Source organism: Streptomyces cinereoruber, assembly GCF_009299385.1.
GTDB lineage: Bacteria > Actinomycetota > Actinomycetes > Streptomycetales > Streptomycetaceae > Streptomyces > Streptomyces bikiniensis.
This window is the reverse complement of sequence record NZ_CP023693.1, coordinates 4722837-4748318: the sequence shown is the minus strand read 5'-3', so window position 1 is coordinate 4748318 and position 25482 is coordinate 4722837. Positions and strand designations below refer to the sequence as shown.

27 protein-coding genes are annotated in these 25482 nt (G+C 72.4%); 11 read left to right on the top strand and 16 right to left on the bottom strand.

The window, feature by feature from the left end; all coding sequences use genetic code 11:
- Positions 1–9: 9 nt before the first annotated feature.
- Positions 10–408: a hypothetical protein gene (locus tag CP977_RS21555; protein WP_062752540.1), complete on the bottom strand. Its 399-nt coding sequence runs from the start codon at positions 406–408 to the stop codon at positions 10–12.
- Positions 409–525: 117 nt separating this feature from the next.
- On the opposite strand from CP977_RS21555, the gene CP977_RS21550 reads away from it, so the two are divergent.
- Positions 526–1158 (top strand): uridine kinase family protein, encoded by a 633-nt coding sequence (locus tag CP977_RS21550; protein WP_062752541.1) that lies wholly within the window; start codon positions 526–528, stop codon positions 1156–1158.
- Between the two features lie 180 nt (positions 1159–1338).
- Here the strand turns inward: CP977_RS21550 and CP977_RS21545 are convergent, their stop codons facing one another.
- Positions 1339–2061, bottom strand: coding sequence for a SigE family RNA polymerase sigma factor (locus CP977_RS21545; protein WP_030217986.1), 723 nt, complete (start codon positions 2059–2061; stop codon positions 1339–1341).
- Between the two features lie 170 nt (positions 2062–2231).
- Here CP977_RS21545 and afsQ1 point away from each other — a divergent pair, with 170 nt between their 5' ends.
- The 5 genes from afsQ1 to CP977_RS21520 all read left to right on the top strand — a co-directional run bounded on the left by afsQ1 (position 2232) and on the right by CP977_RS21520 (position 6019).
- A complete protein-coding gene (afsQ1, locus tag CP977_RS21540; protein WP_017239746.1) occupies positions 2232–2909 on the top strand; it encodes a two-component system response regulator AfsQ1 in 678 nt (225 codons plus the stop codon).
- Positions 2906–4435 (top strand): sensor histidine kinase, encoded by a 1530-nt coding sequence (locus tag CP977_RS21535; protein ID WP_109185236.1) that lies wholly within the window; start codon positions 2906–2908, stop codon positions 4433–4435. Before afsQ1 ends, CP977_RS21535 begins: the two co-directional genes overlap by 4 nt.
- A complete protein-coding gene (locus tag CP977_RS21530; RefSeq protein ID WP_152370665.1) occupies positions 4432–5091 on the top strand; it encodes a hypothetical protein in 660 nt (219 codons plus the stop codon). The genes CP977_RS21535 and CP977_RS21530 overlap by 4 nt, the downstream gene beginning before the upstream one ends.
- 40 nt (positions 5092–5131) lie before the next feature.
- Positions 5132–5722 carry a VanZ family protein gene (locus CP977_RS21525; RefSeq protein WP_208420666.1) on the top strand — a complete coding sequence of 197 codons (591 nt, stop codon included), beginning with the start codon at positions 5132–5134 and terminating at the stop codon, positions 5720–5722.
- A 90-nt stretch (positions 5723–5812) separates the two neighbouring features.
- Positions 5813–6019 carry a PspC domain-containing protein gene (locus CP977_RS21520; RefSeq protein WP_030218001.1) on the top strand — a complete coding sequence of 69 codons (207 nt, stop codon included), beginning with the start codon at positions 5813–5815 and terminating at the stop codon, positions 6017–6019.
- 90 nt (positions 6020–6109) lie between these two features.
- Here the strand turns inward: CP977_RS21520 and CP977_RS21515 are convergent, their stop codons facing one another.
- Complete coding sequence (locus tag CP977_RS21515) at positions 6110–6472, bottom strand: hypothetical protein (RefSeq protein WP_062752545.1); 363 nt, start codon at positions 6470–6472, stop codon at positions 6110–6112.
- Positions 6473–6651: 179 nt separating this feature from the next.
- Positions 6652–7806, bottom strand: coding sequence for an adenosine deaminase (locus CP977_RS21510; protein ID WP_062752546.1), 1155 nt, complete (start codon positions 7804–7806; stop codon positions 6652–6654).
- Positions 7807–7992: 186 nt separating this feature from the next.
- Here CP977_RS21510 and CP977_RS21505 point away from each other — a divergent pair, with 186 nt between their 5' ends.
- Positions 7993–8766: an alpha/beta hydrolase gene (locus tag CP977_RS21505; protein ID WP_062752548.1), complete on the top strand. Its 774-nt coding sequence runs from the start codon at positions 7993–7995 to the stop codon at positions 8764–8766.
- A 15-nt stretch (positions 8767–8781) separates the two neighbouring features.
- Here CP977_RS21505 and CP977_RS21500 read toward each other — a convergent pair whose 3' ends face one another.
- Complete coding sequence (locus tag CP977_RS21500) at positions 8782–9753, bottom strand: LysR family transcriptional regulator (RefSeq protein WP_030218010.1); 972 nt, start codon at positions 9751–9753, stop codon at positions 8782–8784.
- Positions 9754–9815: 62 nt separating this feature from the next.
- Between CP977_RS21500 and CP977_RS21495 the strand changes: the two genes are divergently transcribed.
- From CP977_RS21495 to CP977_RS21485, 3 genes are all read left to right on the top strand, one after another.
- On the top strand, positions 9816–11075 hold the full coding sequence (locus CP977_RS21495) for an MFS transporter (RefSeq protein ID WP_062752550.1): 1260 nt from the start codon (positions 9816–9818) through the stop codon (positions 11073–11075).
- A 126-nt stretch (positions 11076–11201) separates the two neighbouring features.
- Positions 11202–11909 (top strand): L,D-transpeptidase family protein, encoded by a 708-nt coding sequence (locus tag CP977_RS21490; protein ID WP_062756911.1) that lies wholly within the window; start codon positions 11202–11204, stop codon positions 11907–11909.
- Positions 11910–11991: 82 nt separating this feature from the next.
- Positions 11992–12963, top strand: a complete 972-nt coding sequence (locus CP977_RS21485) for a sigma-70 family RNA polymerase sigma factor (RefSeq protein ID WP_062752551.1) — start codon at positions 11992–11994, stop codon at positions 12961–12963.
- Here the strand turns inward: CP977_RS21485 and CP977_RS21480 are convergent.
- Positions 12946–13242, bottom strand: a complete 297-nt coding sequence (locus CP977_RS21480) for an STAS domain-containing protein (protein ID WP_229991399.1) — start codon at positions 13240–13242, stop codon at positions 12946–12948. The two genes, CP977_RS21485 and CP977_RS21480, sit on opposite strands and share 18 nt — an antisense overlap.
- A gap of 63 nt (positions 13243–13305) precedes the next feature.
- Between CP977_RS21480 and CP977_RS21475 the strand changes: the two genes are divergently transcribed.
- Entirely contained in the window at positions 13306–13965 is a 660-nt protein-coding gene (locus CP977_RS21475; protein ID WP_152370664.1) for an HAD family hydrolase, read from the top strand.
- On the opposite strand, the gene CP977_RS21470 is transcribed toward CP977_RS21475, so the two are convergent.
- From CP977_RS21470 to CP977_RS21425, 10 genes are all read right to left on the bottom strand, one after another.
- Positions 13962–14561 (bottom strand): Uma2 family endonuclease, encoded by a 600-nt coding sequence (locus CP977_RS21470; RefSeq protein WP_062752552.1) that lies wholly within the window; start codon positions 14559–14561, stop codon positions 13962–13964. The genes CP977_RS21475 and CP977_RS21470 overlap by 4 nt on opposite strands.
- Positions 14562–14667: 106 nt before the next feature.
- A complete protein-coding gene (locus tag CP977_RS21465) occupies positions 14668–15945 on the bottom strand; it encodes a thymidine phosphorylase (protein WP_062752553.1) in 1278 nt (425 codons plus the stop codon).
- A gap of 82 nt (positions 15946–16027) precedes the next feature.
- Positions 16028–16432 (bottom strand): cytidine deaminase, encoded by a 405-nt coding sequence (locus CP977_RS21460; RefSeq protein ID WP_062752554.1) that lies wholly within the window; start codon positions 16430–16432, stop codon positions 16028–16030.
- Positions 16429–17691 (bottom strand): ABC transporter permease, encoded by a 1263-nt coding sequence (locus CP977_RS21455; RefSeq protein ID WP_062752555.1) that lies wholly within the window; start codon positions 17689–17691, stop codon positions 16429–16431. Before CP977_RS21455 ends, CP977_RS21460 begins: the two co-directional genes overlap by 4 nt.
- Entirely contained in the window at positions 17688–18806 is a 1119-nt protein-coding gene (locus CP977_RS21450) for an ABC transporter permease (protein WP_062752556.1), read from the bottom strand. The genes CP977_RS21455 and CP977_RS21450 overlap by 4 nt, the downstream gene beginning before the upstream one ends.
- Positions 18803–20518, bottom strand: a complete 1716-nt coding sequence (locus tag CP977_RS21445) for an ABC transporter ATP-binding protein (RefSeq protein WP_062752557.1) — start codon at positions 20516–20518, stop codon at positions 18803–18805. The genes CP977_RS21450 and CP977_RS21445 overlap by 4 nt, the downstream gene beginning before the upstream one ends.
- 106 nt (positions 20519–20624) lie before the next feature.
- The gene (locus tag CP977_RS21440) at positions 20625–21683 is read right to left on the bottom strand and encodes a BMP family lipoprotein (protein ID WP_062752558.1); all 1059 of its coding nucleotides are present in this window, start codon (positions 21681–21683) and stop codon (positions 20625–20627) included.
- A 323-nt stretch (positions 21684–22006) separates the two neighbouring features.
- Entirely contained in the window at positions 22007–23227 is a 1221-nt protein-coding gene (locus CP977_RS21435) for an amidohydrolase (protein WP_062752559.1), read from the bottom strand.
- A gap of 150 nt (positions 23228–23377) precedes the next feature.
- Entirely contained in the window at positions 23378–24583 is a 1206-nt protein-coding gene (locus CP977_RS21430) for a hypothetical protein (RefSeq protein WP_062752560.1), read from the bottom strand.
- The gene (locus CP977_RS21425) at positions 24580–25473 is read right to left on the bottom strand and encodes an N-acetylneuraminate synthase family protein (protein WP_062752561.1); all 894 of its coding nucleotides are present in this window, start codon (positions 25471–25473) and stop codon (positions 24580–24582) included. The genes CP977_RS21430 and CP977_RS21425 overlap by 4 nt, the downstream gene beginning before the upstream one ends.
- Positions 25474–25482 lie beyond the last annotated feature (9 nt).

Below are 25482 nucleotides of genomic sequence, written 5' to 3'. Positions count from 1 at the left end.
GCGTCCGCGTCACGGAAGCAGCCCCTGCGACAGCGGGCCGACCACCGGCAGGTCCGCCACGGCCCCGCCCTTGGTGACGTGGTCGGTGACCAGGTTCGTGCCGAGCGGCTTGAAGTCGGCGACCTGGGTGCCGACTCCGTTGTCGAGGGGGTCGACGCCGGTGTCGGCCAGCGGGTTGAGCTTGAGCTGGGTCAGCGGGCCCAGGGCGTAGCCGACCCCGTCGAGCGCGCCCGTGCCGGCCGCTCCCGTGTCCGTCCTGGTCAGGCCGTCGAGCGGCAGCGGCACCGGCGCGGCGGCCTGGGCCCCGGCCCCCGCGCCGACCAGCGCGGCGCCCGCCGCCGTGACGGTCAGTCCGGCCTTGAGCAGGGCGCTGCGACGGGAGGTGCTGGGGGCTGCGTGACGCGCCATGGCGTTCCTTCCAGGGGGTGTTCGGGCGGACACCGACAGTAGTGGAGGTGTGACGCCCGATACCAACGCCCTCCCCGGGGGTCCCCTGCACGGGGGAATGCCTCACACTGGTGTTCCGTGAGTTCCCAACCGATCCCGACCCGGGTCGTCCTGCTGACGGGCCCCTCCGGCTCCGGCAAGTCGTCCCTCGCCGCCGTCACCGGCCTCCCGGTCCTGCGCCTCGACGACTTCTACAAGGAGCACGACGACCCGTCGCTCCCGCTCGTCGCCGGCAGCGCGGACATCGACTGGGACTCGCCGCAGTCCTGGGACGCGGACGCCGCCGTCTCCGCCGTCGTCGAGCTGTGCCGTACGGGGCGGACCGACGTCCCCGTGTACGACATCGCCACCAGCTCCCGGACGGGCCGGGAGGGCCTGGACATCGGGCGGACCCCGCTGTTCGTGGCGGAGGGGATCTTCGCGGCCGAGATCGTGGCCCGCTGCCGCGACCTCGGCGTCCTGGCCGACGCGATCTGTCTGCGCGGCCGCCCCTCGACCACGTTCCGCCGCCGCCTGGCCCGGGACCTCAGGGAGGGCCGCAAGTCGGTGCCGTTCCTGCTGCGCCGGGGCTGGCGCCTGATGCGGGCCGAGCGCGCGATCGTGGCGCGCCAGGCGGAGCTGGGCGCCCACCCGTGCGCCAAGCCGGAGGCCCTGGGCCGGCTGGCCGCCGCGGCGGCGGGCCGCCACCGCACCCCGGCCGCCCACCCGTAGGGGCGTCCCCCGAGACGCAAGAAGCGGATCGTACGAGACCCCCGGGCCCGTACGATCCGCTTCTTCCTTTTCCCCCGTACCCCCGTACGGTTCCCCCGTGCTTCCCCCGCGAGCCCCGTTTCCCCCGTGGGCTCCCGTGGGTCTTTCCCCCCCCTGTTTTCCCCCGTTTCCCCCCGACCTTCAGGCCACCAGCTCGCCGAAGGACTCCTCCTCGTCACGGCCGAAGCTCAGCACCTCGTCCTCGCGCAGTCGCCGCAGCGAGCGCCAGATGCTCGACTTCACCGTGCCGACACTGATGTCCAGGATCTCCGCGATCTCCGGATCGGTCCGGCCCTCGTAGTACCGCAGCACCAGCATCGTGCGCTGGAGCTCGGGCAGTCGGGCCAGCGCCTGCCACAGGACCGCTCGCAGCTCCGTGCCCCGCATCGCGTCCGTCTCGCCGACCGTCTCCGGCAGCTCCTCGGTGGGGTACTCGTTGAGCTTGCGACGGCGCCAGGCGCTGATGTGCAGATTGGTCATGGTCCGGCGGAGGTACCCGCCGACCGCGGCCTTGTCGCTGATCCGGTCCCAGGCGCGGTACGTGGAGAACAGCGCGCTCTGGAGCAGGTCCTCGGCCTCGAAACGGTCGCCGGTGAGGTGGTAGGCGGTGGCGTACAGGGAGGCCCGACGCTCCTGGACGTAGGCCGTGAACTCGGCCTCCGAACAGCCAGGGCGTTCCCCCGTGGCCTCCCCGTACACCGCTCCCCCGTCAGCGACGGCCACCATGTACGGCGCCTTGCGCTGACGTCCGACGCTGCGAACGCACCCCCGTCCGTTCTGCGCGCCGGACTTCTCCGTGCTCCTGACGACATCGTGGAGACGCGTGACAACTGCGCCGGAGTTCGTGCTGTGCAGTGCGTTCATCTCGCGCCCCCCGTCGGCTGGAGTGTGTTTCGGTCCGTGTGCCAAGAAGCTTGCCCCGGGGACTTCATGGCGCTGTCCGCCGACTGTCACAGGCGTGTCACAGGGCCTGTCGCGGACAGCGTGCTCCCCGACGGTCGAACTCGGACGGCCGTATGGGACAGAATGCTGCCGTGCCTTTTCTGTTGCTGATCGAGGACGACGACGCCATCCGTACGGCCCTTGAGCTGTCCCTGTCCCGGCAGGGCCACCGGGTGGCCACCGCCGCCACGGGCGAGGACGGCCTCCAGCTGCTGCGCGAGCAGCGGCCGGACCTGGTCGTGCTCGACGTCATGCTGCCCGGCATCGACGGCTTCGAGGTGTGCCGGCGGATCCGCCGGACCGATCAGCTGCCGATCATCCTGCTGACCGCGCGCAGCGACGACATCGACGTGGTCGTGGGCCTGGAGTCCGGGGCCGACGACTACGTCGTCAAGCCCGTGCAGGGCCGGGTCCTGGACGCCCGCATCCGGGCCGTACTGCGGCGCGGGGAGCGGGAGTCGACGGACTCGGCGACGTACGGCTCGCTGGTCATCGACCGGTCGGCGATGACGGTCACCAAGAACGGCGAGGACCTCCAGCTGACCCCGACCGAGCTGCGGCTGCTCCTGGAGCTGAGCCGGCGGCCCGGACAGGCGCTGTCCCGGCAGCAGTTGCTGCGGCTCGTGTGGGAGCACGACTACCTGGGCGACTCGCGGCTCGTGGACGCCTGCGTGCAGCGGCTGCGCGCCAAGGTGGAGGACGTGCCGTCCTCGCCGACCCTGATCCGCACCGTGCGCGGCGTCGGCTACCGGCTGGACGTTCCTGCGTGAGCAGAGGGATCCTCGCGCGGCTGCGCCTCTCCAGCCTGCGCCTGCGGCTCGTCGTAGTCTTCGCCCTGGTCGCGCTCACCGCGGCCGTCGCCGCCTCCGGCATCGCGTACTGGCTCAACCGCGAGGCGGTGCTCACCCGCACCCAGGACGGGGCGCTCAACGACTTCCGGCAGGAGATGCAGAACCGGGTGGCGACGCTGCCGCTGCGGCCCGGCCAGGAGGACCTGCGGCGGACCGCCGAGCAGATGGCGAGCGGCAGCGCGGACTACCAGGTGCTGCTGCTCGGCGAGCGGGACGAGGGCAAGCCGATCGTGGGCGCCTCGGACCCGGACGACTTCACCCTGGCCGACGTGCCGGTGTCGCTGCGCGAGGCCGTGGACACCCGGCGGCCGGTGACGGACGCCAACCCGTATCCGTACCACCTGTTCTGGCAGCGTACGGAGCGGGGCGGGACGCCGTACCTGGTGGGCGGGACGCGGATCGACGGCGGTGGGCCCGCCGGCTACATGTTCAAGTCGCTGGCGGCGGAGAAGGCCGATCTGAACTCGCTGGCCTGGTCGCTGGGGATCGCCACCGCGCTCGCGGTGGCCGGTTCGGTGCTGCTCGCGCAGGTCGCGGCGACGACCGTGCTGCGGCCGGTGCACCGGCTCGGGGAGGCGGCCCGGCAGCTCGGCGAGGGCAAGCTGGACACCCGGCTGCGGGTCACCGGCGAGGACGAACTGGCCGACCTGTCGCGCACGTTCAACGGCGCGGCCGAGTCGCTGCAGAAGAAGGTCGCGGACATGAGCGCGCGGGAGGAGTCCAGCCGCCGCTTCGTGGCCGACATGTCGCACGAGCTGCGCACCCCGCTGACCGCCCTGACGGCCGTCACGGAGGTCCTGGAGGACGAGCAGGACGCCCTCGACCCGATGATCGCGCCGGCGGTGGCGCTGGTGGTGAGCGAGACCCGGCGCCTGAACGACCTGGTGGAGAACCTGATGGAGGTGACCCGCTTCGACGCGGGCACCGCCCGGCTCGTCCTGGACGACGTGGACATCGCCGACCAGATCACGGCGTGCGTGGACGCGCGCGCGTGGCTGGACGCGGTGGAGCTCGACGCCGAGCGCGGGATCGTGGTGCCGCTCGATCCGCGCCGGCTCGACGTGATCCTGGCGAACCTGATCGGGAACGCGCTCAAGCACGGCGGTTCGCCGGTGCGGGTGTCGGTGCGCACGGAGGACGGGGAGCTGGTGATCGCGGTCCGCGACCACGGCCCCGGCATCCCCGAGGAGGTGCTGCCGCACGTCTTCGACCGCTTCTACAAGGCGAGCGCGTCCCGGCCCCGGTCGGACGGCAGCGGTCTCGGCCTGTCGATCGCGATGGAGAACGCCCTGATCCACGGTGGTTCGATCACGGCCTCGAACTCGGTGGGCGAGGACGGGGAGGTGGACGGCGCGGTGTTCGTGCTGCGGCTGCCCCTGGACGCCTCCGGGATCACCAGCGAGGTGAAGACCCGCAGCGGCCGGGGCGAGGTGGAGGAAGCGTGAGGCTCCGTACGCTCGGGAGCGCGGCCGGCGCGGTCGCGCTCGCCGCCCTGGTGGCCGGCTGCGGGATCAGGACGACGTCGGTCCCGGTGGACGCGGGCGCGGCCCCGTCCCGGGTGCCGTGCAGCGTGGCCGAGGACGGGACGACGGGGACCGCGGCCGGGAGCGTGCCGGTCCGGGTGTTCCTGGTCTGCGGCTCGCAGCTGGAGACGGTGGACCGCCGGTCGCCGCTGCCGGAGGGGAAGGCGGACGCCGATCCGGTGCGGACGGCCCGGCTGCTCCTCGCGCAGCTGCTCGCCGTGCCCTCGGAGGCCGAGCGGCAGGCCGGTTTCACGACCGCGGTGCGCGGTCCGCTGACGGTGGGCGGCGGGCGGCGGGGCGACCCGGCGGGCGCGCTGCGGCTGAGCCGGCAGCCGGAGGACCTGGCGCCGGTCGCCCTGTCGCAGCTCGTCTGCTCCTTCGGGGAGAGCGCGGCGGGGGCGGGCGACCGCACGGTCCTGCTCGGCGGCCCGGGTCCGTACGCGCCGAAGCGCTACCGGTGTACGACGGAGCTGCGCGAGCGCCCGGAGTCCGTGCCGCCGACGGCTCCGCCGGCGACCGCGACGGCCTCGCCCTCGGAGCCGGTCCCGGGGTCGCCCCCGGCGGCCCCGACCGGCTGAGCCGGGGCGCGGCGGAACCGATTCCGCTCCCGGGCACGTCTTGGGGTGCGTGCAGCGTCAAGGTTCGGGCGGCAGTGCCGCCGTGGTCGTCCGCGCGACGGGGTTCGTCCTCCTCGTCGCGCATCTGCTGCTCGTCGCCTGGATCAGCCTGCGCCCACGGGACGTGGCCTGGGTGACCGCGCCGAACACGGTGCCCCTGGACGGGCTGCGGGCCGATCTCGCGCTGGGGTCCGCCGAGGCGGCCCGGCTGATCGGGGAGGGCCTGCTGCTGCTCGCCCCGCTCGGGGTGCTGCTCCCGATGGCCGACGGGCGGCTCGACGTCCCCGGCTGGGCCTCCCTGACGCGGACGGCCGCCGCCGGGGCGCTGGTGTCGCTCGCGGTGGAGCTGCTGCAGACCGCGGTGCCGGGGCAGGTCGTGGACGTGGACTCGGTGCTCCTGAACACGGCGGGCGTGGCACTCGCGCACCTCCTGCTCGTGCCGGCCGGGCGGATCTGGCTGCGCCGCAGGTCGGAGGCGGGCCGCTCGGGGTCGTCCGGAGGGAGGGGGCGGGGTCGGGGTTCCGCCCTGCCGCGGGACGAGGGTTCTCAGGGTGCGACCCCGACGATTTCCAGGGTCCCGATCGCCCCGTAGACCGACGCTTCGTCCCGCTTTCCGGCGGCAGTATGGAGTCACCGGGAGCCCGACGGAGCGGCTCCCGGACCGACTCCGAAGGAGCCCACCATGGCCGCACTGATCCGCCCCCGTGACGGACGCGTGATCGGCGGGGTGTGCGCGGCGCTCGCCCGGCGCTTCGGCACCTCCGCGACGACGATGCGCGTGATCTTCCTGGCGTCCTGCCTGCTGCCGGGCCCGCAGTTCCTGCTCTACCTGGCGCTGTGGCTGCTGCTGCCGTCGGAGCGGAAGGCGGCGGCGGGCGCGGCCTGGTAGGTCGCTCGTACGCACGCCGAAGGGGCGCACCCCCGGAACCTTCCCGGGGGTGCGCCCCTTCGGCGTGCGTACGGAGCCGTACGGGCCGGGTCAGCCGAGCGGGAGGCCGTTCAGCGGCAGGCCGCCGAGGAGTCCGCCGAGCGGGGTGGCGCCGAGGCCGCCGGCGGCGGCGTCGAGCGGGAGGTTCTGGGTGGCCTGGCCGGCGGCGGCCGGGAGGGTCTTGGTGGCCTGGTCCAAGCCCTGGCCGAGGACGCCCTGCCCGACGTGGAGTCCCTCGGCGGCGTCGGCGGGGAGCTCGCCGAGGCCGTCGCCCAGCGGAACGGTCTGGGTCACCAGGCCGAGCGCGTCGGGGGCGGCGGGCACGGCCGGGGCGGCGGAGGCCGTGCCGGCGGCGGCAGCGGCGAAAGCGGCACCGAGGGCGGCGACACCGAGCTTCTTGGCGGACTGCTTCATCTGAGAATCTTCCTTGGGGGAATCCGGGGGCTTCGGGAAAGCCGTACGGGGAAATCCGGGCAACGGGGAATGCAGAGCGGCTCTGCAACCTAACCAGCGGGGGATCCCGCCGCAAACACCGGAAAGCGGCCGGGTGTCGTGCAGACCCGGCCGCCCGTACTCCTCACCGGAGCCGCCGTTCAGCCCTCCGTACGGGAAGATCCGCTGGTCGCGGCGGTCTGCTGGAACAGCCATTCGGACCGGAGCTCCGCGTATCCGGGCTTGATGACCTCGTTGATCATGGCGAGTCGTTCATCGAAAGGAATGAACGCGGATTTCATCGCATTGACTGTGAACCACTGCATGTCGTCGAGCGTGTAATCGAATGCCTCGGTCAGCAGCTCGAATTCCCGGCTCATGCTCGTGCCGCTCATGAGGCGGTTGTCGGTGTTGACGGTGGCGCGGAAGTGCAGGGTGCGGAGCAGGCCGATGGGGTGCTCGCCGATCGAGGCGGCGGCGCCGGTCTGGAGGTTGGAGGAGGGGCACATCTCCAGCGGGATCCGCTTGTCCCGGACGTAGGCGGCGAGCCGGCCCAGCTTCACCGAGCCGTCGTCCGCGACCTCGATGTCGTCGATGATCCGGACGCCGTGGCCGAGGCGGTCGGCGCCGCACCACTGGAGCGCCTGCCAGATGGAGGGCAGCCCGAAGGCCTCGCCGGCGTGGATCGTGAAGTGGTTGTTCTCCCGCTTGAGGTACTCGAAGGCGTCCAGGTGACGGGTGGGCGGGTAGCCGGCCTCGGCGCCCGCGATGTCGAAGCCGACGACGCCGGAGTCCCGGTAGGTGTTGGCGAGTTCGGCGATCTCCAGGGAGCGGGCGGCGTGCCGCATGGCGGTGAGCAGGGCGCCGACCCGGATGCGGTGGCCGTTCTCCCTGGCCCGCCGCTCGCCCTCGCGGAAGCCCGCGTTGACGGCCTCCACGACCCCTTCGAGGGTGAGTCCGCCCTCCAGGTGCTGCTCGGGGGCGTAGCGGACCTCCGCGTACACGACGCCGTCCTCGGCGAGGTCGACGGCGCACTCGGCGGCGACGCGGAAGAGGGCCTCCCGGGTCTGCATGACGGCGCAGGTGTGCGCGAAGGTCTCCAGGTACCGCTCCAGGGACCCGGAGTCGGCGGCCTCCCGGAACCAGACGCCGAGCTTGTCGGGTTCGGTCTCGGGAAGGTTCTCGTAGCCCTGCTCGCGGGCGAGTTCGATGATCGTGCCGGGGCGCAGCCCGCCGTCGAGGTGGTCGTGGAGCAGCACCTTCGGGGCGCGGCGGATCTGGTCCGCGGTGGGAACGCTGTGGGTCTGGCTCGTCATTGCCGCACTCTAGCCCCTACGCGCGTAGAGCGCTCCTCGTGACGCCCGGCTTCCGGTGCGTCCGCGGCGGCGCCCCCGGGTTCGAACGGGGTTGCCGGGCACGCCCGTTCGAGTCGGGCGCGGCGATACGTAACAGAGACCGCGCGTACGGCTGGCGTACACCTCCGCTTCTGAGACTGTTCTGCCATGGCGCACTTCGCACTCGTGGGGCCGCCCGACGCACGGAGACCCCGGCTCGGACGGTCCGTCGCAGGTTCCGGCACGTCGGCGGTGGGCGGCGTGGTGCTGCTGCTTCCGGACGGCGAGCCGTCGTCGAGGCGGCGGGCCTCCGCGCGGGCCCACGCGGCGATGCTGCCGCTCGGGCGCGCCCTGGTGCGGGCGGGCCGGGACGAGGGGCTCGTCGCGCACGTGGTGCGCTACCGGGCGCGCGGCTGGAACGGCGCGGACGCGGACCTCGCGGCGGACGCCGCCTGGGCGGTCGCGGAGGCGGTACGGCGCTACGGCGACGTCCCGGTCTGCCTGGCCGGGCACGGGCTCGGCGGGCGGGCGGCGCTGCGGGCCGCCGGGGAGGACGCGGTCGGCGCGGTCCTGGCGCTCGCCCCCTGGCTCCCGGAGGACGACGTGGCGGCCGAACCGGAGCCGGTGCGGCAGCTGGTGGGGCGCCGGGTGCTGCTGGTGCACGGCACCAACGACTCCCGGAGGGACCCGGAGCTGTCGTTCCGCTTCGCCGAGCGGGCCAAGAAGGCGAACCGGGAGACCTGCCGCTTCGAGGTGCACTCGGACGGGCACGCGCTGCGCCAGTACGCGGACGAGGTCCGGGCCCTGGCCGCCGACTTCGTCCTCGGCGCCCTCTTCTCCCGGCCGGTCGCCCGCCCGCTGACCGACGCCTTCGCCGCGCCCCCGCCGCTGGGGCTGCGGATGCCGCTGGCGGCGGGGTTCGGGGGCGCGCGGCGGCGGTAGGCCCGGGGGCCGGGCTCACGCCGGGGGCGCGGGCTCCTTCGGGAGCAGGTGGCCGCGCCGGCTCAGGAGGAACTTCTTGAAGGCGGCCACCGGGGCCGTGTCCGGGTGCCCGTCGAGCCAGGCGACCCCGATCTCGCGGACCGCACGCGGGGCGGTGACGGTCAGTTCGACGACGCCGGGCCGGGGCACGGCCGGCGGGGGCAGCAGGGCGACGCCGAGACCGGCGGCGACCAGGCCGCGCAGGGTCTCGGCCTCTTCGCCCTCGAAGGCCACCCGGGGCTTGAACCCGGCCTCCGCGCACAGGTCGTCGGTGATGCGGCGCAGCCCGTACCCCGGCTCCAGGGTCACGAAGGTCTCGTCGGCGGCCTCCGCGAGCCGCACCCGCTTGCGGCCCGCGAGCCGGTGGTCGTCCGGGACGACGAGCCGCAGCCGCTGCTCGTCCAGGCGCCGGGCCACCAGGTCGGGGGCGTCCGGCACCGGCGAGGTCAGGCAGAGGTCGAGGTCGCCGGCCCGCAGCCGCTCGATCATGGCCTCGCCGTAGTTCTGGACGAGGGTGAAGCGGACCCGGGGGTGGTCGACCCGGAAGGCGCGGAGGAGCCCGGGGACGGTCTCGGAGCCCATGGTGTGCAGGAACCCGAAGGCGACCCGTCCGGCGGCCGGGTCGGCGTCGGCGCGTACGGTGTCGGCGGCCCGCTCCACCTCGGCGAGGGCCCGCTCGGCGGCGGTGAGGAAGCGGCGGCCGGCCGGGGTGAGGGAGACCGTGCGGCCCCGGCGGGCGAAGAGGGCCACGCCGAGGTCCTGTTCGAGCCGGACCATCGCCCGCGAGAGCGTGGACTGCGGGACGCCCATCTCGGCCGCGGCCCGGGTCACGTGCTCGTGCCGGGCGACGGCCGCGAAGTACGCGAGCCGGGGCGCGAGCAGCAGCCCCATGTCTTCTTCGTTACTGTTCGGTGACAGGCGGGGCTGTGACCTGTACTCATGCGCCATGGGAACGATTACAGCAGTTCCGTGCATTGGACGCATGAAAGCGACCGTCCTACGTTCGTGGCATGCCTTCCGCCAGTACCAGGGCGGCCGCCACCCTCGCGTCCGCCGACACCCGCCTCGCTCCCGGTGCCCCCGGCCACCGCCGCATGAGCCTCGCGCTCTTCGCCGCCGGGCTCGCCGCCTTCACCCTCCTCTACTCCACGCAGGCCCTCCTCCCGGCGATCTCCGCCGGGTTCGGCGCCACCGCCTCCGCCGCCTCGTGGACGGTCTCCGCCGCGACCGGCGCCCTCGCCCTGTGCGTCCTGCCGCTCAGTGCCCTCTCGGAGCGCTTCGGCCGGCGCACGCTGATGACCGCCTCCCTGTCGGTCGCGGTCGCCCTGGCGCTCCTGGTGCCGCTCGCGCCGAACCTGGAGTCCCTGGTCGTGCTGCGCGCCCTCCAGGGCGCGGCGCTCGCCGGGCTCCCGGCCTCCGCGATGGCGTACTTGGCGGAGGAGGTGCGGCCCAAGGCGCTGATCGGCGCGATCGGCCTCTTCGTGGCGGGCAACTCCATCGGCGGGATGAGCGGCCGGATCGTGTCCGGCTGGGTCGCCCAGCTGTGGGGCTGGCGCGCGGGCCTGGCCGCCGTGGGCCTGCTCTCCCTGGCGTGCGCGGTCGCCTTCCGGGCACTGCTGCCGAAGGCCCGGCACTTCACGCCGGGCACGCTGAACCCGAAGGCGCTGGCGCGCACCGTCCGCACGCACCTCTCCGACCCGCTCCTGATGCGGCTGTACGCGATCGGCGCGCTGTTCATGACGGTGTTCGGCGCGGTGTACACCGTGATCGGCTACCGCCTGGTGGAGGCCCCGTTCTCGCTGCCGCAGGGCGTGATCGGCTCGATCTTCCTCGTGTACCTGGTCGGTACGGTCTCCTCGGCCGCCGCCGGGAAGCTGGTCGGGCGGCTCGGCCGGCGCGGGGCGCTCTACCTGGCGGTCTCCACCACGGCCGCGGGCCTGCTGCTCTCGCTGGCCGACGCGCTCCCGGCGGTCCTGGCGGGCCTCGTCCTGATCACGGCCGGGTTCTTCGCGGGCCACGCGGTCGCGTCCTCCTCGGTGAGCCGGACGGCGAAGACGGGCCGGGCGCAGGCCTCGGCGCTGTACCAGTCGGCGTACTACCTGGGCTCCAGCGCGGGCGGCACGCTCGGCGCGGTCGCCTTCCACGCGGGCGGCTGGGCGGGCACGGTCCTGATCGGCCTGGTCGCGGTCCTCGGCGTCGTCTCGATCACCCTGTACGGCACGCACAGCGCGCGCGTGGAGGCGCGGCGGCTCCGTCCGGCGACCGCCTGAGCGGCGCCCGGTCCGTCCCGGTTCCGCCCGCGCCCGGCGCGCCCCGATTCCGTCCCCTCCGGGACCGCAACCGTCGGGCTCCCCCGTTCGTCTTCTCGGGCAGGACTCAAGGGGGAGTTGACGATCATGAGGGAATCCATACGGCGGACGGGCCGCAGAGCGGCGGTCACGGCGGGGCTCACGGCGCTGGTGGTGCCGCTGACGGTCGCGCTGGGCACGGGGACGGCCGAGGCCGCTTCCTGCAACGTGACGACCGGCCCGTACCAGAAGCAGGTGGAGAAGTTCCTGGCCCGGCCGGTCGACGGACGCCAGTCGTCCGCCGACTGCAAGGCCATCCAGGCCTTCCAGAAGAAGCACGGGATCACCCCGACCGCCGGATACGCGGGCGAGATCACCTGGCGCACCATGAACACGATGCTCCAGCAGAAGGCGGCCGGGAAGAACCCGAACAAGGACCGCAAGTGTCCGACCAACAAGGGCCGGATCGCCTGCGTGGACCTGACCAGGCAGCTGAGCTGGATCCAGGACGGCGCCACCCTGAAGTACGGCCCGGTGCCGGTCCGCACGGGCAAGGACGGGACGGAGACCCGCACCGGCCTGAAGAAGATCTACTGGCGGAACATCAACCACTGGTCGACGCTCTACAACGTCGCCATGCCGTACTCGCAGTTCTTCGACGGCGGCCAGGCCTTCCACTCGACCACCAAGTCGATGTGGAACCCGCCGGGCTCGGGCGGCTGCGTGAACATGACGTCGGCCGACGCGAAGGCGTACTGGAACCTGCTGCGCAACGGCGACGACGTGTACGTCTACGGGCGCAAGCCGGGAACCTGACCCCGGCTGTCAGTGCGCTGCGGTAGCTTCGCTCCCATCGGCACCGGACGGGTGCCGATGAGGGTGAGCGGGGTGTGGACCGATGAGCGACACCGTGGTCGCGACGACCGAGGAACTCGACAAGTACCGCCGTGAGCTGACCGGTTACTGCTACCGGATGCTCGGGTCCTCCTTCGAGGCGGAGGACGCGGTGCAGGACACGATGGTGCGGGCCTGGAAGGCGCTCGACTCCTTCGAGGGCCGCTCCTCGCTGCGGTCCTGGCTGTACCGGATCGCGACCAACGTCTGCCTCGACGCGCTGAACGCGGGGAACAGGCGGGCGCGGCCGATGGACCTGACCTCCCCGACGCCCGTGGCCCAGGCGCAGCTGGTGAAGCAGCCCGAGATCACCTGGCTGGAGCCCGTGCCGGACGGGCGCGTGCTGCCGTCGGTGGCGGACCCGGCGGAGGCGGCCGTCTCCCGGGAGACCGTGCGGCTCGCGTTCGTGGCCGCGCTCCAGCACCTGCCGCCCAAGCAGCGGGCGGTCCTCATCCTGCGCGAGGTGCTCGCGTGGAGGGCGAGCGAGGTCGCCGAGCTCCTCGACACCTCCGTGGCCTCGGTGAACAGCGCGCTCCAGCGGGCCCGCGCGACCCTGGCCGAGCAGGCCCCGGCCGCCTCCGACCCGGCGGACCCGCTGGACGAGGAGCAGAAGGCACTCCTGGAGCGGTACGTGGCGGCCTTCGAGGGCTACGACATGAAGGCGCTGACCGCGCTCCTCCACGAGGACGCGACGATGTCCATGCCGCCGTACGACCTGTGGCTCCGGGGACACGACGACATCGTGGGCTGGATGCTGGGCGTCGGCGAGGTCTGCGCGGGCTCGAAGCTGGTGCCGACCGTGGCGAACGGCTCGCCGGCGTTCGCGCAGTACCACCCGGACCCGGAGGGCGGCTTCAGCCCCTGGGCGCTGATCGTCCTGGAGCTGCGGGAGGGCAAGGTGGCGGGGATGGACTTCTTCCTGGACACCGAGCGCTGGTTCCCGCTCTTCGACCTGCCGTCACGGCTGGAGGCCTAGGGTTTCGTCGAGCCCGGTGAGCCGGAGCAGGGCCCGCAGCTCGGGGCCCACTCCCTCGACGCGGAGGCGGTGGCCGTGCCGGGTCGCCGCGAGTCCCAGCCGGGCGAGGGCGTCGACGGCGGCGAGCCCGGCGGGCACGAGCGCGCCGGCCTCGCAGACGACCTCGGCGGGCGGGGCGGCGGCGAGCCGCGCGCAGAGGCGGTCGACCTCCTCCCGCCCGGGCCGGGCGGTCAGGGTCACGACGAGGGGCCGACTGGTGCCCGGCTGGCTGGTGTCCACGTCCGATGAGACCGGCCGGGGGCCGGGAACTCATCGGAGGCCCCTCTGGCTAGGCTCTCGATCATGACTCTCGAACCTGTCGAACTGGTGATCTTCGACTGCGACGGCGTCCTCGTGGACAGCGAGCGGATCTACTGCCGGGTGGACCGGGAGGTGTTCGCCGGGCTCGGGGCGGAGTTCACCGAGGCGGAGATCGTCGAGCGGTTCGTGGGCTCCTCCCACGAGGTCCTGACCGCGATCCTGGAGGAGCGCATCGGGCGCCCCCTGGAGCCCGGCTGGAACGAGCCCTTCCGGCAGCGGTACGAGGACGCGCTCGACGCCGAGCTGACCGCCGTCGAGGGCGTCACCGACGTCCTGGACGCGCTGTCCGTCCCGTACTGCCTCGCCTCCAACGGCAGCCACCCCACGATCCGGCGGAACCTCGGCCGCACCGGGCTCCTGGAGCGCTTCGAGGACCGGATCTTCAGCGCCCGCGACGTCGCCCGGGGCAAGCCCGCCCCGGACCTCTTCCTGCACGCCGCCGCCACGATGGGCGTCCCGCCCGAGCGGTGCGCGGTCGTGGAGGACAGCCCGTACGGCGTCGAGGCGGCCCGCGCCGCCGGCATGCGCGCCTTCGGCTACTGCGGCGGCCTGACCCCCGCCCACCGCCTGACGGGCCCGGGCACGGTGGTCTTCGAGGACATGCGGACGCTGCCGGGGCTGCTGTCGGGGACGGGGCTCTAGGGCGTGTCCGGCGGGAAGGTGCCGGTGTCGATCGTCAGGTCGAAGGGGACGGGGAGGTGGAGTTCCCTGCCGAACTCGACCGCGTCGAGGACCCGGTACAGGCCGTTCTTCGGCTCGCCGTAGAGGGTGGCGGTGGGGCGGCCGGAGTGCCAGCGGTCGATGAGCAGGTAGAGGGGGACGGCGGCGGTGGCGTAGGCCTGGAGCTTCACGATCCGGTCGTGGTTCGCGTTCCACTTCGAGGTGATTTCCACGACGAGCTCGGCCACCGCTGCCGGAACGAAGTTGCCCGGTTCATCGTCCACGGCCGCCTCGGGCGCGACGACCAGGTCCGGCATGTACATCCCGGCCCGGTCAGGAAAGGCGAGCCCGAGCGTTTGGTAGACGTTCCACTCTTCGGGAATCTCACGGATCAGGATCCGGTGAACCTTCGCGGCAATGCTGTTGTGCTGGTTGGCGGGCGGTGGCGCCACGGTGACGATCCCCTCGATGATCTCCACCTTGCAGCCCTCGGGGGCGTCCGTCTCTTCCCAGATCCGGACGAGTTCGTCCCACCCGTCACCCATGGCAGGCTCGGGCTCGACGGCGAGTGCGCTCATGGTGTGCTCCTCAGTCGGTCGTCACCGATCCCAGCATGCCGAACGGGACCGGCGGGGGTCCACCGGTCCCGTTCGCCTGAACGTGTCAGGCGCATATGCCCTCGGTTCAGGCGATGCGGTCCAGGACGATCGGGGAGGCTTCGAAGGAGGTGCCCGTCGGGGCGACGTCCCAGGCGTTCTCCAGGGAGGTCAGGGCGTAGTCGAACTTCTCCGGGGTGTCCGTGTGGAGGGTCAGGAGGGGCTGGCCCGCCGTGATCGTGTCGCCGGGCTTGGCGTGGAGTTCGACGCCCGCGCCCGCCTGCACCGGGTCCTCCTTGCGGGCGCGGCCCGCGCCCAGGCGCCAGGCGGCGATGCCGATGTCGTAGGCGTCGAGGCGGGTCAGGACGCCGGAGGACGGGGCCGTCACGACGTGCTGCTCGCGGGCGACCGGGAGGGTCGCGTCCGGGTCGCCGCCCTGGGCCGCGATCATCCGGCGCCAGACGTCCATCGCGGAGCCGTCGGCGAGGGCCTTCGCCGGGTCGGCGTCCTTGATGCCGGCCGCGTCGAGCATCTCGCGGGCCAGCGCGATCGTCAGCTCGACGACGTCCGCCGGGCCGCCGCCCGCGAGGACCTCGACGGACTCGCGGACCTCCAGGGCGTTGCCGGCGGTCAGGCCGAGCGGGGTGGACATGTCGGTGAGGAGCGCGACCGTCTTCACGCCGCTGTCGGTGCCGAGCTGGACCATGGTGGAGGCCAGCTCGCGGGCGTCCTCGATGCTCTTCATGAAGGCGCCGGTGCCGACCTTGACGTCCAGGACCAGCGAGCCCGTGCCCTCGGCGATCTTCTTGGACATGATCGAGGAGGCGATCAGGGGGATGGCCTCGACCGTGCCCGTCACGTCGCGGAGCGCGTACAGCTTCTTGTCCGCCGGGGCCAGGCCGTCGCCCGCCGCGCAGATGACCGCGCCGGTGGTGTCGAGGACGTGCAGCATCTCCTCGTTGGAGAGCAGCGCGCGCCAGCCGGGGATCGACTCCAGCTTGTCGAGGGTGCCGCCGGTGTGGCCGAGGCCCCGGCCGGAGAGCTGCGGCACGGCCGCGCCGCAGGCGGCGACGAGCGGGGCGAGCGGGAGGGTGATCTTGTCGCCGACGCCGCCGGTGGAGTGCTTGTCGGCGGTGGGGCGGGAGAGCGAGGAGAAGTCCATGCGCTCGCCGGAGGCGATCATGGCCGCGGTCCAGCGGGCGATCTCGTCGCGGTTCATGCCGTTCAGCAGGATCGCCATGGCCAGGGCGGACATCTGCTCGTCGGCGACCGCGCCGCGGGTGTACGCGTCGATGACCCAGTCGATCTGCTCGGGGCTCAGCTCGCCCTTGTCCCGCTTGGTCCGGATGACGGAGATGACGTCCATGGGGTGGTGCCTCTTTCTACGCGCATAGAGGGTGAAAGGAGGAGCGGCCCTTCCATCGTGCCGGAAGGGCCGCTCCGAAGTGCTACTTGGACAGGTGGTCCGGGCCGAAGGCCTGCGGGAGCATGTCGGCCAGGGGCAGCAGCCCGGCCGGGGTCTCCAGGACGAGGTCGGGGCCCCCGAACTCGTACAGGAGCTGCCGGCAGCGTCCGCACGGGACCAGGGGCTCGCCCCGGCCGTCCACGCAGACGAAGTGGGTCAGCCGGCCGCCGCCGGTGGCCTGGAGCTGCGAGACGAGCCCGCACTCGGCGCACAGGCCGAGGCCGAAGGAGGCGTTCTCCACGTTGCAGCCGGAGACCGTCCGCCCGTCGTCCACGAGGGCCGCCGCACCGACCGGGTAGCCCGAGTACGGGGCGTACGCGCGGGACATCGCCTCGCGCGCCGTGACCCGCAGGGCCTCCCAGTCGGCCTCGGAGAGCGCCGCGGTCACTTGCCCTGGCCCTTCCGGTAGGGCAGTCCGTCCGCCTTCGGCATCCTCAGGCGCTGCGCCGACAGGGCGAGCACGAGGAGGGTGGTGACGTACGGGGCGGCGTCGACGAACTGGCTCGGGACCTCGTCGGTCAGCGCGTACCAGAGGAAGAAGACGGCGGAGAAGGCGGCGGAGACCACCGCGACCACGTACTTCTTCTTGTACAGCTGCCAGAGGGCGGCGATCACCAGGAGCAGCGCGACCAGGAGCAGCAGCGCGTGGACGTTCTCGGCGCCGCCGCGCAGCTTGAGGCTGTCGGTGAAGCCGAAGAGTCCGGCGCCGAGCGCCATGCCGCCGGGCATCCAGTTGCCGAAGATCATCGCGGCGAGGCCGATGTAGCCGCGGCCGCCGGTCTGGCCCTCCTGGTAGATGCCGGTGGCGACGATCGCGAGGAAGGCGCCGCCGAGGCCGGCGAGGGCGCCGGAGACGGTGACGGCGATGTACTTGTACTTGTAGACGTTGACGCCCAGGGACTCCGCGGCGACCGGGTTCTCGCCGCAGGAGCGCAGCCGCAGGCCGAAGGCCGTGCGCCACAGGATCCACCAGGTGGCCGGGATCAGCAGGATCGCGACGACGGTGAGCAGCGACAGGTTGGTGACCAGGCCGCCGAGGATGCCGGCGAGGTCGGAGATCAGGAACCAGTGCTTGGCCTGGAGGTCCTGCAACCAGTCGGAGAGCCCTGGGATCGTGATCTTGGTGATCTCGTCGATGCGGGGGGACTGCTTGGAGGAGCCGCCCGGGGCCTCGGCGAACGTGAAGTTCGACAGGTACTGGGTGAAGCCGACCGCGAGGATGTTGATCGCCACACCGGAGACGATGTGGTTCACGTTGAACGTGACGGTGATGATCGCGTGGAGCAGACCGCCGATCGCACCGCCGACGAGGCCGAACAGGACGCCGGTCCAGGGGCCCCACTGGTAGCCGGCCCAGGCGCCGAACCAGGTGCCGAGGACCATCATGCCCTCGAGGCCGATGTTGACGACGCCCGCGCGCTCGGCCCACAGGCCGCCGAGGCCGGCGAGGCCGATCGGGACGGCGAGCTGGAGCGCGCCGGAGACCTGGCCCACGGAGGTGAGGTCGTTGGCCCCGGAGACGACCCGGACCAGCGAGAAGAGCACGAGGCCGGCCGCGACGATCAGCATGATCCACGGCAGGGTGAGCTTGCGGCGTCCGCCGCCCTTGGGCGCGGCGCTCGGCTTGGTGGCAGCGGCGGTGCTCATGCCGAGACCTCCTTGTCGGTCTTGAGGGCGCCGCCGGCGGCGAGTTCCTCGCCGACCTTCTGCTGCTGGCGGCGGAGGCCGTAACGGCGGACGAGCTCGTAGGAGACGACCACGGCGATCACGATGATGCCCTGCATGATCTTGGTGATCTCCTTCGGGTAACCGAAGGTGTCGAGCGACGAGGACGCCTTGTCGAGGAAGGCGAAGAGGAGGGCGGCGAAGAGGATGCCGACCGGGTGGTTGCGGCCGAGCAGCGCGATGGTGATGGCGGTGAAGCCGACGCCGACCGGGAAGTCGAGGCTGTACGTGTGGGACTCGCCGAGCAGCGTCGGCATGCCGGAGAGGCCGGCGAGCGCGCCCGAGAGCAGCATCGAGGTGAGGATCATCCGCTTGGCGTCGACGCCGCTGGCCTGGGCGGCGGACTCGCTGGCGCCGGTGGCGCGCAGGTCGAAGCCGAACCGGGTGCGGTTGAGGACGAACCAGTAGACGACGCCGAGGGCGAGCGCCACGAACGTGAAGCCGTAGATGACGCCGTTGCCCTGGCCCATGTCGATGCCGGGGAACCAGCCGGACTCGGCGATCTCACCGGTGGTGAGGTTGTTGGAGCCCTCGGGCTGGACGCCGAAGTTCTTCGGCAGGATCAGCCAGGCCACCAGGGAGGTCGCGATGGCGTTGAGCATGATCGTCGAGACGACCTCGGAGACGCCTCGGGTCGTCTTGAGGATGCCGGCGATGCCGGACCAGAAGGCGCCGGTCAGCATGGCGACGAGCACGATCAGGAGGATGTGCAGCGGGCCCGGCAGCTCGACGGAGGCGCCCACGAGGGCGGAGACCATCGCGGCGAGCCGGTACTGGCCGTCGACGCCGATGTTGAAGAGGTTCATCCGGAAGCCGACCGCCACGGCGAGGGCCGCGAGGTAGTAGATCCCGGTCTGGTTGACGATCAGGACCTGGATGTCGGAGTACCCGGCGTTCTCGATCATGATCCGGATCGGCTCGATCGGGTCGAGTCCGGTCGCGAGCAGCACCAGCACGGTGAGCACGAACGAGGAGACCAGCGCGAGCACCGGTCCCGCCGCGCCCAGGATCAGCCGGTCCTTGTCGAATTTCATCATCGGGCGTCACCGTCTTCGGACTGCTCTTCGGTGCCTTCGAGGTGGCCGGAGGCCGCGCCGGTCATGGCGGAGCCCAGCTCCTCGGGCGTGATGGTGGCGGGGTCGGCGTCGGCGACCAGCTTGCCGCGGTACATGACCCGGAGGGTGTCGGAGAGGCCGATCAGCTCGTCGAGGTCGGCGGAGATCAGCAGCACCGCCAGGCCCTCGCGGCGGGCGTCCCGGATCGCGTCCCAGATCTGCGCCTGCGCGCCGACGTCCACGCCGCGGGTGGGGTGGGCGGCGATCAGGAACTTGGGGGCGTGGCTCATCTCGCGGCCGACGATCAGCTTCTGCTGGTTGCCGCCGGAGAGGGAGGCCGCGGTGACGTCGATGCCGGGGGTGCGCACGTCGTACTCGCGGACGATCCGCTCGGTGTCCTGGCGGGCGGCCTTCGGGTCGAGGATGCCGCGCTTGGAGTTGGGGGCCTCGGTGACGTGGCCGAGGATGCGGTTCTCCCAGAGGGGGGCCTCCAGGAGCAGGCCGTGGCGGTGCCGGTCCTCGGGGATGTACCCGATGCCGCCCTCGCGGCGCTTGCGCACGGAGACCTTGGAGATGTCCCGGCCGTCGAGGGAGATGGTGCCCGCGTCGGGGGTGGCCATGCCCATGAGGGCCTCGATGAGCTCGGTCTGACCGTTGCCCTCGACGCCCGCGATGCCGAGGATCTCGCCCTTGTGGATGGTGAGGGAGATGTCGTCGAGGAGCTTGCGGCCCTCGGCGCCCTCCTCCAGGACGGTGGTGGCCTTGGCCGGGTCCGGCGGGGCCGCGCTGGTCAGCGGGGCGGCGGCGACGGCGCCGGCCTCGGACAGGGTCAGGTTGCGGACCTGGAGCATCGGCACGTCGGTGACGGTGGACTCGCGGGTCTCCGGGGAGGGCAGCTCGCTGCCGACCATCAGCTCGGCGAGCTGCTTGGTGGTGGCGGTCCTCGGGTCGGCGGTGCCGACCGTGGTGCCCCGGCGGATGACGGTGATGTCGTCGGCGACCTTCAGGACCTCGCCCAGCTTGTGCGAGATGAAGATGACGGTCAGGCCCTCGGACTTGAGCTCGCGCAGGTTGTCGAAGAGCGCGTCGACCTCCTGCGGGACGAGGACGGCGGTCGGCTCGTCGAGGATGAGGATCCGGGCGCCGCGGTAGAGGACCTTGAGGATCTCCACGCGCTGCCGGTCGGCGACGCCGAGGTCCTCGACCAGGGCGTCCGGGCGGACCCCGAGGCCGTACTGGTCGGAGATCTCCTGGATCTTCTTCCGGGCCTTGGCGCCGATGCCGTGGAGCTTCTCGCCGCCGAGGACGACGTTCTCCAGGACGGTGAGGTTGTCGGCGAGCATGAAGTGCTGGTGCACCATGCCGATGCCGCGCGCGATGGCGTCGCCGGGGCTGGCGAAGGCGACCTGCTCGCCGTCGATGGCGATCGTTCCCTCGTCCGGCTTCTGCATGCCGTAGAGGATCTTCATGAGGGTCGACTTGCCGGCGCCGTTCTCGCCGATGAGGGCGTGCACGGTGCCCTTGCGGACCGTGATGGCGATGTCCTTGTTGGCGACGACGCCGGGGAATCGCTTGGTGATGCCGTGCAGTTCTACGGCAGGGGGGCTGGACGCGTTGATGACGCACTCTCCTTGGCCGGAAGGAGTGGGAGCGGGAGGGCAGGGCGGGGCGAAGTTATCGTGCCAGGGAGACATCTACACGCGTAGCGCTGCCGAAAGACGAAAATCCGTACGGGAACGGGGCCCGGCTCCGGTGGGGTCCCACCGTCGCCGGGCCCTGAGGTCGATGACCCGCGGTTCCTTACGGAGCGGTCTTGACCGTGATCTTGCCGTCGACGATGTTCTTCTTCGCCTCGTCCACGGCGGCGATGACGTCGGTCATCTTCTTGTACGCCGGGTTGGAGTCGGACAGGCCGACGCCGTCCTGGGCCAGGCCGTAGCGGACCTCACCGGACTGCGGCTTGCCGTCCTTGACCGACTTGATCAGGTTGAAGACGGAGTCCGAGACGTCCTTGGTGACCGAGGTCAGGATGTGGTCCTTGTAGGAGGCCAGACCCGCCTGGTTGTACTGGTCGGAGTCGACGCCGATGGCCCACTTGTCAGCGGCGGCGGCGGCCTCGATCGAGCCCGAACCGGCCAGACCGGCGGCGGCGTAGATCACGTCGGCGCCCTTGTCGAGCTGGCCCTGCGCGGCGGCCTTGCCGAGGTCGGGCTTGGAGAAGCCGTCGAAGTTCGGCGGCTGGGTCAGGTACTGGACGAGCACCTTCGCCTTGGGGTTGGTGTCCTTGACGCCCTGCTCGAAGCCCGCCTGGAACTTCTTGATCAGCGGGACCTCGACGCCGCCGATGAAGCCGACCGTGCCGGTCTTCGACGTCTTGGCGGCGGCGACGCCGGCCAGGTAGGAGCCCTGCTCCTCGTTGAAGACGAGGTTGGCGATGTTCGGGGCGGTCACCGAGGTGTCGTCGATGAGGCCGAAGGTGGTCTTCGGGTAGGCCTTGGCGACCTTGGCGATCGCCGGGGCGTAGGCGAAGCCGACGCCGATGACCGGGTTGTTCCCGGCGCGGGCGAGGGCGGTGAGGCGCTGCACCTTGTCGGCGTCGCCCTCACCCTCCGAGGGCTCGGCCTCGGTGCCCTTGACACCGAGCTCGTCCTCGGCCTTCTTCAGACCCGCGTAGGCGGCGTCGTTGAAGGACTGGTCGCCGCGGCCGCCGATGTCGTACGCGATGGCGGCCGTGATGTTCTTCGAGTCCGAGGCGGAGCTGGAACCGGCGTCCGTCGAGGACTTGCCACACGCGGTGGCGGAGAGGGCGAGCGCCGCGGAGGCGATGCCCACGGTCGTGATCCTGGTGATCCGGCGCAAGAGGAGGGTCCCTTCAAGACTGACCGAAAGCGCCTCTTCCGGCGCTGGTTTCGCGGCGATCGTAACGCGCGTAGATGTCAGTTAAAGACCCGTTCATGAGTCGTTATCGGATCGTCGCGAACCGGCCGCGCGGGGCGACCGAGGGCGTTCGGCCCGGTACCGCCGGTTATACCGGCGGGGACGCCCGGCGCGACAGGGGGCGTACGGGGACACGCCGGGCGCTGGGCCGTCGGGGGGAACGGGTGGGCCGGACGGATGAGGGGGTCCGTCCGGCCGGAAAGCATCGCTCGGGCGTACGGGGCGGCTCGGCGCCCCGGGGGCCCTCAGGCCTCCCGCGCGCCGTCGAGCAGCGCCGCCGCCGTGAAGAGTTCCACGGCCGCCTCGATGGCGTTCTCGTCCACGTCGAAGTCGCCGGCGTGCAGGTCGCGGACGCGGGTGTCGCCGGGGACGCGGACGCCGAGGCGGGCCATGGCGCCGGGGACGTGCTCCAGGTACCAGGAGAAGTCCTCGCCGCCGAGGCTCTGCTCGGTGTCCTCGATCGCGTGCGGTCCGCGCCGGGCGGCCATGGCGTCGCGGAGCAGTTCGGCGACGGCCGCGTCGTTGACGACCGGCGGGACGCCCCGGACGTACGTCACGGTCGACTTGGCCCGGTGCAGGGTCGCGACCTCGTCGATGGCCGCGTGCACCAGGTCGGGCGCGTCGCGCCAGGCCGGCAGGTCGAGGCAGCGGACGGTGCCGGAGAGCTCGGCGTGCTGCGGGATGACGTTGGGGGCGTGGCCGGACTCGATGCGGCCCCAGGTGACGGAGAGGCCCGAGCGGGCGTCGACGCGGCGGGCCAGGACGGCGGGGACGTCGGTGGCGACGCGGGCGGCGGCGGTGACCAGGTCGGTGGTGAGGTGCGGCCGGGCGGTGTGGCCGCCGGGGCCGTCCAGGGTGATCTCCAGCCGGTCGCAGGCGGAGGTGATGGGCCCGGCGCGCAGGCCGATCCTCCCCGCGTCGACCCTCGGGTCGCAGTGGACGGCGATGATCCGTCCGACCCCGTTCAGGGCGCCGGCCTCGATCACGTCGACGGCGCCGCCGGGCAGGACCTCCTCGGCGGGCTGGAAGATCAGCCGCACGGCGTTGGGGAGGAGCCCCTGCCGGGCCAGCTCGGCGAGGACGAGGCCCGCGCCGAGGACGGAGGTGGTGTGGACGTCGTGTCCGCAGGCGTGGGCGCGGTTGGCCACGGTGGAGCGGTAGGCGACGGTCTTGACGTCCGGGATGGGCAGCGCGTCGAGGTCGGCGCGGATCGCCAGCATGGGCCGGTCCGGGTCCGGCGTGCCGATGTCACAGATGAGTCCGGTGCCCGCCGGAAGGACCTCCGGCGCGAGTCCGGCCGCCTCCAGGCGTGCCTTGAGCGCGGCGGTCGTACGGAACTCCTGCTTCCCGAGCTCGGGATGCATGTGCAAGTCCCTGCGGAACATGATCAGTTCGTCGCGCAGGGTTGCGGGCAGCTTTCCGGACAGAGTGACGGAGCCTGGCTCACGGGACTTCAACTGGTTCACCTTTTGAAGGGTAGGCCTTCAGGGTGGTCAACTGCCCGTTGATCACGAAAAGTTCAGTCCGTTAGGGGAAAGAACCTCGATTTTCCGGGCTTAGGGACCACTCCATGTGGGTATCCTCACCCGATTGCCCCGCATCGGCGAGGGGAAACATCACCCGAATTCGAGCCGGTCGGCGGGGCGGGCCGGACGGGCGGTGAGCCGGTCGACCTCGTGGGCCGCCGTGCCCGTCACCCCGGAGAGGAAGCCCTGCGCGCGCGGGGAGGCCGTCGCCCGCAGCCACTCGGGAGCCACCTCGCAGACGGCGACCCTCACGCCCGTGCCGGCCAGGGCCAGCGGCAGGGTGTGCACGACCGTGGACGGGAAGCTGACGATCGTGCGGCCGACCGGGCCGCGCCGGGCGACCAGTTCCAGGGGCAGCTCGGGCCGGACCACCTGGAGGCCCGTGTCGACCGCGATCCGGTGCAGCTTCTCGGCGCCCTCCCTGCGGTGCGCGAAGTAGCGGGTGGCGCCGTGGGCGTCGGCGAGCTCGCCGACCACGCGCGCGTAGTGGTCGGCGTCGACCACCCCGGTCTCCACCAGGGAGGTGCCGACCAGGTCCGCGCCGCCGGTGAGCAGCGGCGGGCCGAAGCGGGCGCGGGTCCAGGCGTAGGCGTTCCCGGTGACCTCGACGCCCGCCGGGGCCTCCACGGGCAGCGAGGTGAAGATCTCGACGGTACGGCCCCGGGCCGGGGCGAGCCGCCGCCGGGCCAGGGTGGTCACGGGGGCGAGGACCAGCTCGCGCGGGCCCAGGCTGCCCTTGCGGTGCCAGCGGACCAGGCGCTCGCCGCGGCCGAGCTGGGCGGCGAACTCCATCGTCGCGGTGCCGTCGTCCACCACGGTCAGGTGCCGGGGGCCGAAGAGGGTCAGGAGGAGCTGGACGTACCGGGAGAACGGGTCCCCGATGATCACCCGCTCCGCCGAGCGCAGCGGCCCGGCGAGCCGCCGCAGGGTGCGCAGGAGGGCGCCCCCGCCGTCGCGGGCCTCCTGCCAGTGGACGGTGAGGCCCTCGTCGCGGGCCAGCTGGGCCATCCGGCGCAGCTGGCCCCGCGACATGGGGTCGGTCGGCGAGAGGACGACGACCGTGAGGGGGGCTGGCGTGGTGCCGGGTGCCGTGACGGGTGCGGGGGCTCCCGAAGCGGGCTTCCCGGCGGCGGGGGCTCCCGTGGCGGGCGCCCCGGTGCCGGGAGCCGTGCCCGTGGCGGGTGCTTCCGTGCCGGGGGTCACACCTGTGCCCGTACCGGGGCTCCGGGTGTGCGCCCACTCCAGGACGTTGAGGAGCTGGACCGGGCTCTCGACGAACGCCAGCTGCCCGGTCATGAGGCGACGGCGCCCTGGACCCGGCGGAGCTTCTTCATCGGGCCGAGCTCCGACTCGTACACCTTCTTGACCCCGTCGCCGAGGGCCGTCTCGATGGTGCGGATGTCGCGGACCAGGCGCTGAAGGCCCTGCGGCTCGACGGAGGCGGCCTGGTCGGAGCCCCACATGGCGCGGTCGAGGGTGATGTGGCGCTCGACGAAGACGGCGCCGAGGGCGACGGCGGCCAGGGTGGTCTGGAGGCCGGTCTCGTGGCCGGAGTAGCCGATCGGGACGTTCGGGTACTCCTCCCGGAGCGTCTGGATCACGCGCAGGTTCAGCTCCTCGGCCTTGGCCGGGTAGGTGGAGGTGGCGTGGCAGAGCAGGATGTTGTCGCTGCCCAGGACCTCGACGGCGTGCCGGATCTGCTTCGGCGTGGACATGCCGGTGGAGAGGATCACCGTGCGGCCGGTGGCGCGCAGCTCGCGCAGCAGCTCGTCGTCGGTGAGGGAGGCGGAGGCCACCTTGTGGGCGGGGACGTCGAACTTCTCCAGGAAGGCGACGGCCTCGGTGTCCCACGGGGAGGCGAACCAGTCGATGCCGCGCTCCTTGCAGTGCGCGTCGATGGCCCGGTACTCCTCCTCGCCGAACTCCACGCGGTGCCGGTAGTCGATGTACGTCATGCGGCCCCACGGGGTGTCCCGCTCGATGTCCCACTGGTCGCGCGGGGTGCAGATCTCGGGGGTGCGCTTCTGGAACTTGACCGCGTCGCAGCCGGCCTCGGCGGCGACGTCGATCAGGGCGAGGGCGTTGTCGAGCTCGCCGTTGTGGTTGATGCCGATCTCGCCGGTGACGTAGACGGGCTGCCCGGGGCCGGCGGTCTTGGTGCCGAGGGTGCGGAGACGGGTGCTCATGGTGCGGGT

Coding starts and splice junctions, on each gene's coding strand:
- CP977_RS21465 (WP_062752553.1), bottom strand. CDS start 15,945: ATGGACGTCATCTCCGTCATCCGGACCAAGCGGGACAAGGGCGAGCTG.
- CP977_RS21450 (WP_062752556.1), bottom strand. CDS start 18,806: ATGATGAAATTCGACAAGGACCGGCTGATCCTGGGCGCGGCGGGACCG.
- CP977_RS21555 (WP_062752540.1), bottom strand. CDS start 408: ATGGCGCGTCACGCAGCCCCCAGCACCTCCCGTCGCAGCGCCCTGCTC.
- CP977_RS21495 (WP_062752550.1), top strand. CDS start 9,816: ATGCCTTCCGCCAGTACCAGGGCGGCCGCCACCCTCGCGTCCGCCGAC.
- CP977_RS21510 (WP_062752546.1), bottom strand. CDS start 7,806: ATGACGAGCCAGACCCACAGCGTTCCCACCGCGGACCAGATCCGCCGC.
- CP977_RS21520 (WP_030218001.1), top strand. CDS start 5,813: ATGGCCGCACTGATCCGCCCCCGTGACGGACGCGTGATCGGCGGGGTG.
- CP977_RS21455 (WP_062752555.1), bottom strand. CDS start 17,691: ATGAGCACCGCCGCTGCCACCAAGCCGAGCGCCGCGCCCAAGGGCGGC.
- CP977_RS21485 (WP_062752551.1), top strand. CDS start 11,992: ATGAGCGACACCGTGGTCGCGACGACCGAGGAACTCGACAAGTACCGC.
- CP977_RS21545 (WP_030217986.1), bottom strand. CDS start 2,061: ATGAACGCACTGCACAGCACGAACTCCGGCGCAGTTGTCACGCGTCTC.
- CP977_RS21430 (WP_062752560.1), bottom strand. CDS start 24,583: ATGACCGGGCAGCTGGCGTTCGTCGAGAGCCCGGTCCAGCTCCTCAAC.
- CP977_RS21490 (WP_062756911.1), top strand. CDS start 11,202: ATGAGGGAATCCATACGGCGGACGGGCCGCAGAGCGGCGGTCACGGCG.
- CP977_RS21505 (WP_062752548.1), top strand. CDS start 7,993: ATGGCGCACTTCGCACTCGTGGGGCCGCCCGACGCACGGAGACCCCGG.
- CP977_RS21445 (WP_062752557.1), bottom strand. CDS start 20,518: ATGTCTCCCTGGCACGATAACTTCGCCCCGCCCTGCCCTCCCGCTCCC.
- CP977_RS21425 (WP_062752561.1), bottom strand. CDS start 25,473: ATGAGCACCCGTCTCCGCACCCTCGGCACCAAGACCGCCGGCCCCGGG.
- CP977_RS21515 (WP_062752545.1), bottom strand. CDS start 6,472: ATGAAGCAGTCCGCCAAGAAGCTCGGTGTCGCCGCCCTCGGTGCCGCT.
- CP977_RS21470 (WP_062752552.1), bottom strand. CDS start 14,561: ATGAGCGCACTCGCCGTCGAGCCCGAGCCTGCCATGGGTGACGGGTGG.
- CP977_RS21475 (WP_152370664.1), top strand. CDS start 13,306: ATGACTCTCGAACCTGTCGAACTGGTGATCTTCGACTGCGACGGCGTC.
- CP977_RS21500 (WP_030218010.1), bottom strand. CDS start 9,753: ATGGCGCATGAGTACAGGTCACAGCCCCGCCTGTCACCGAACAGTAAC.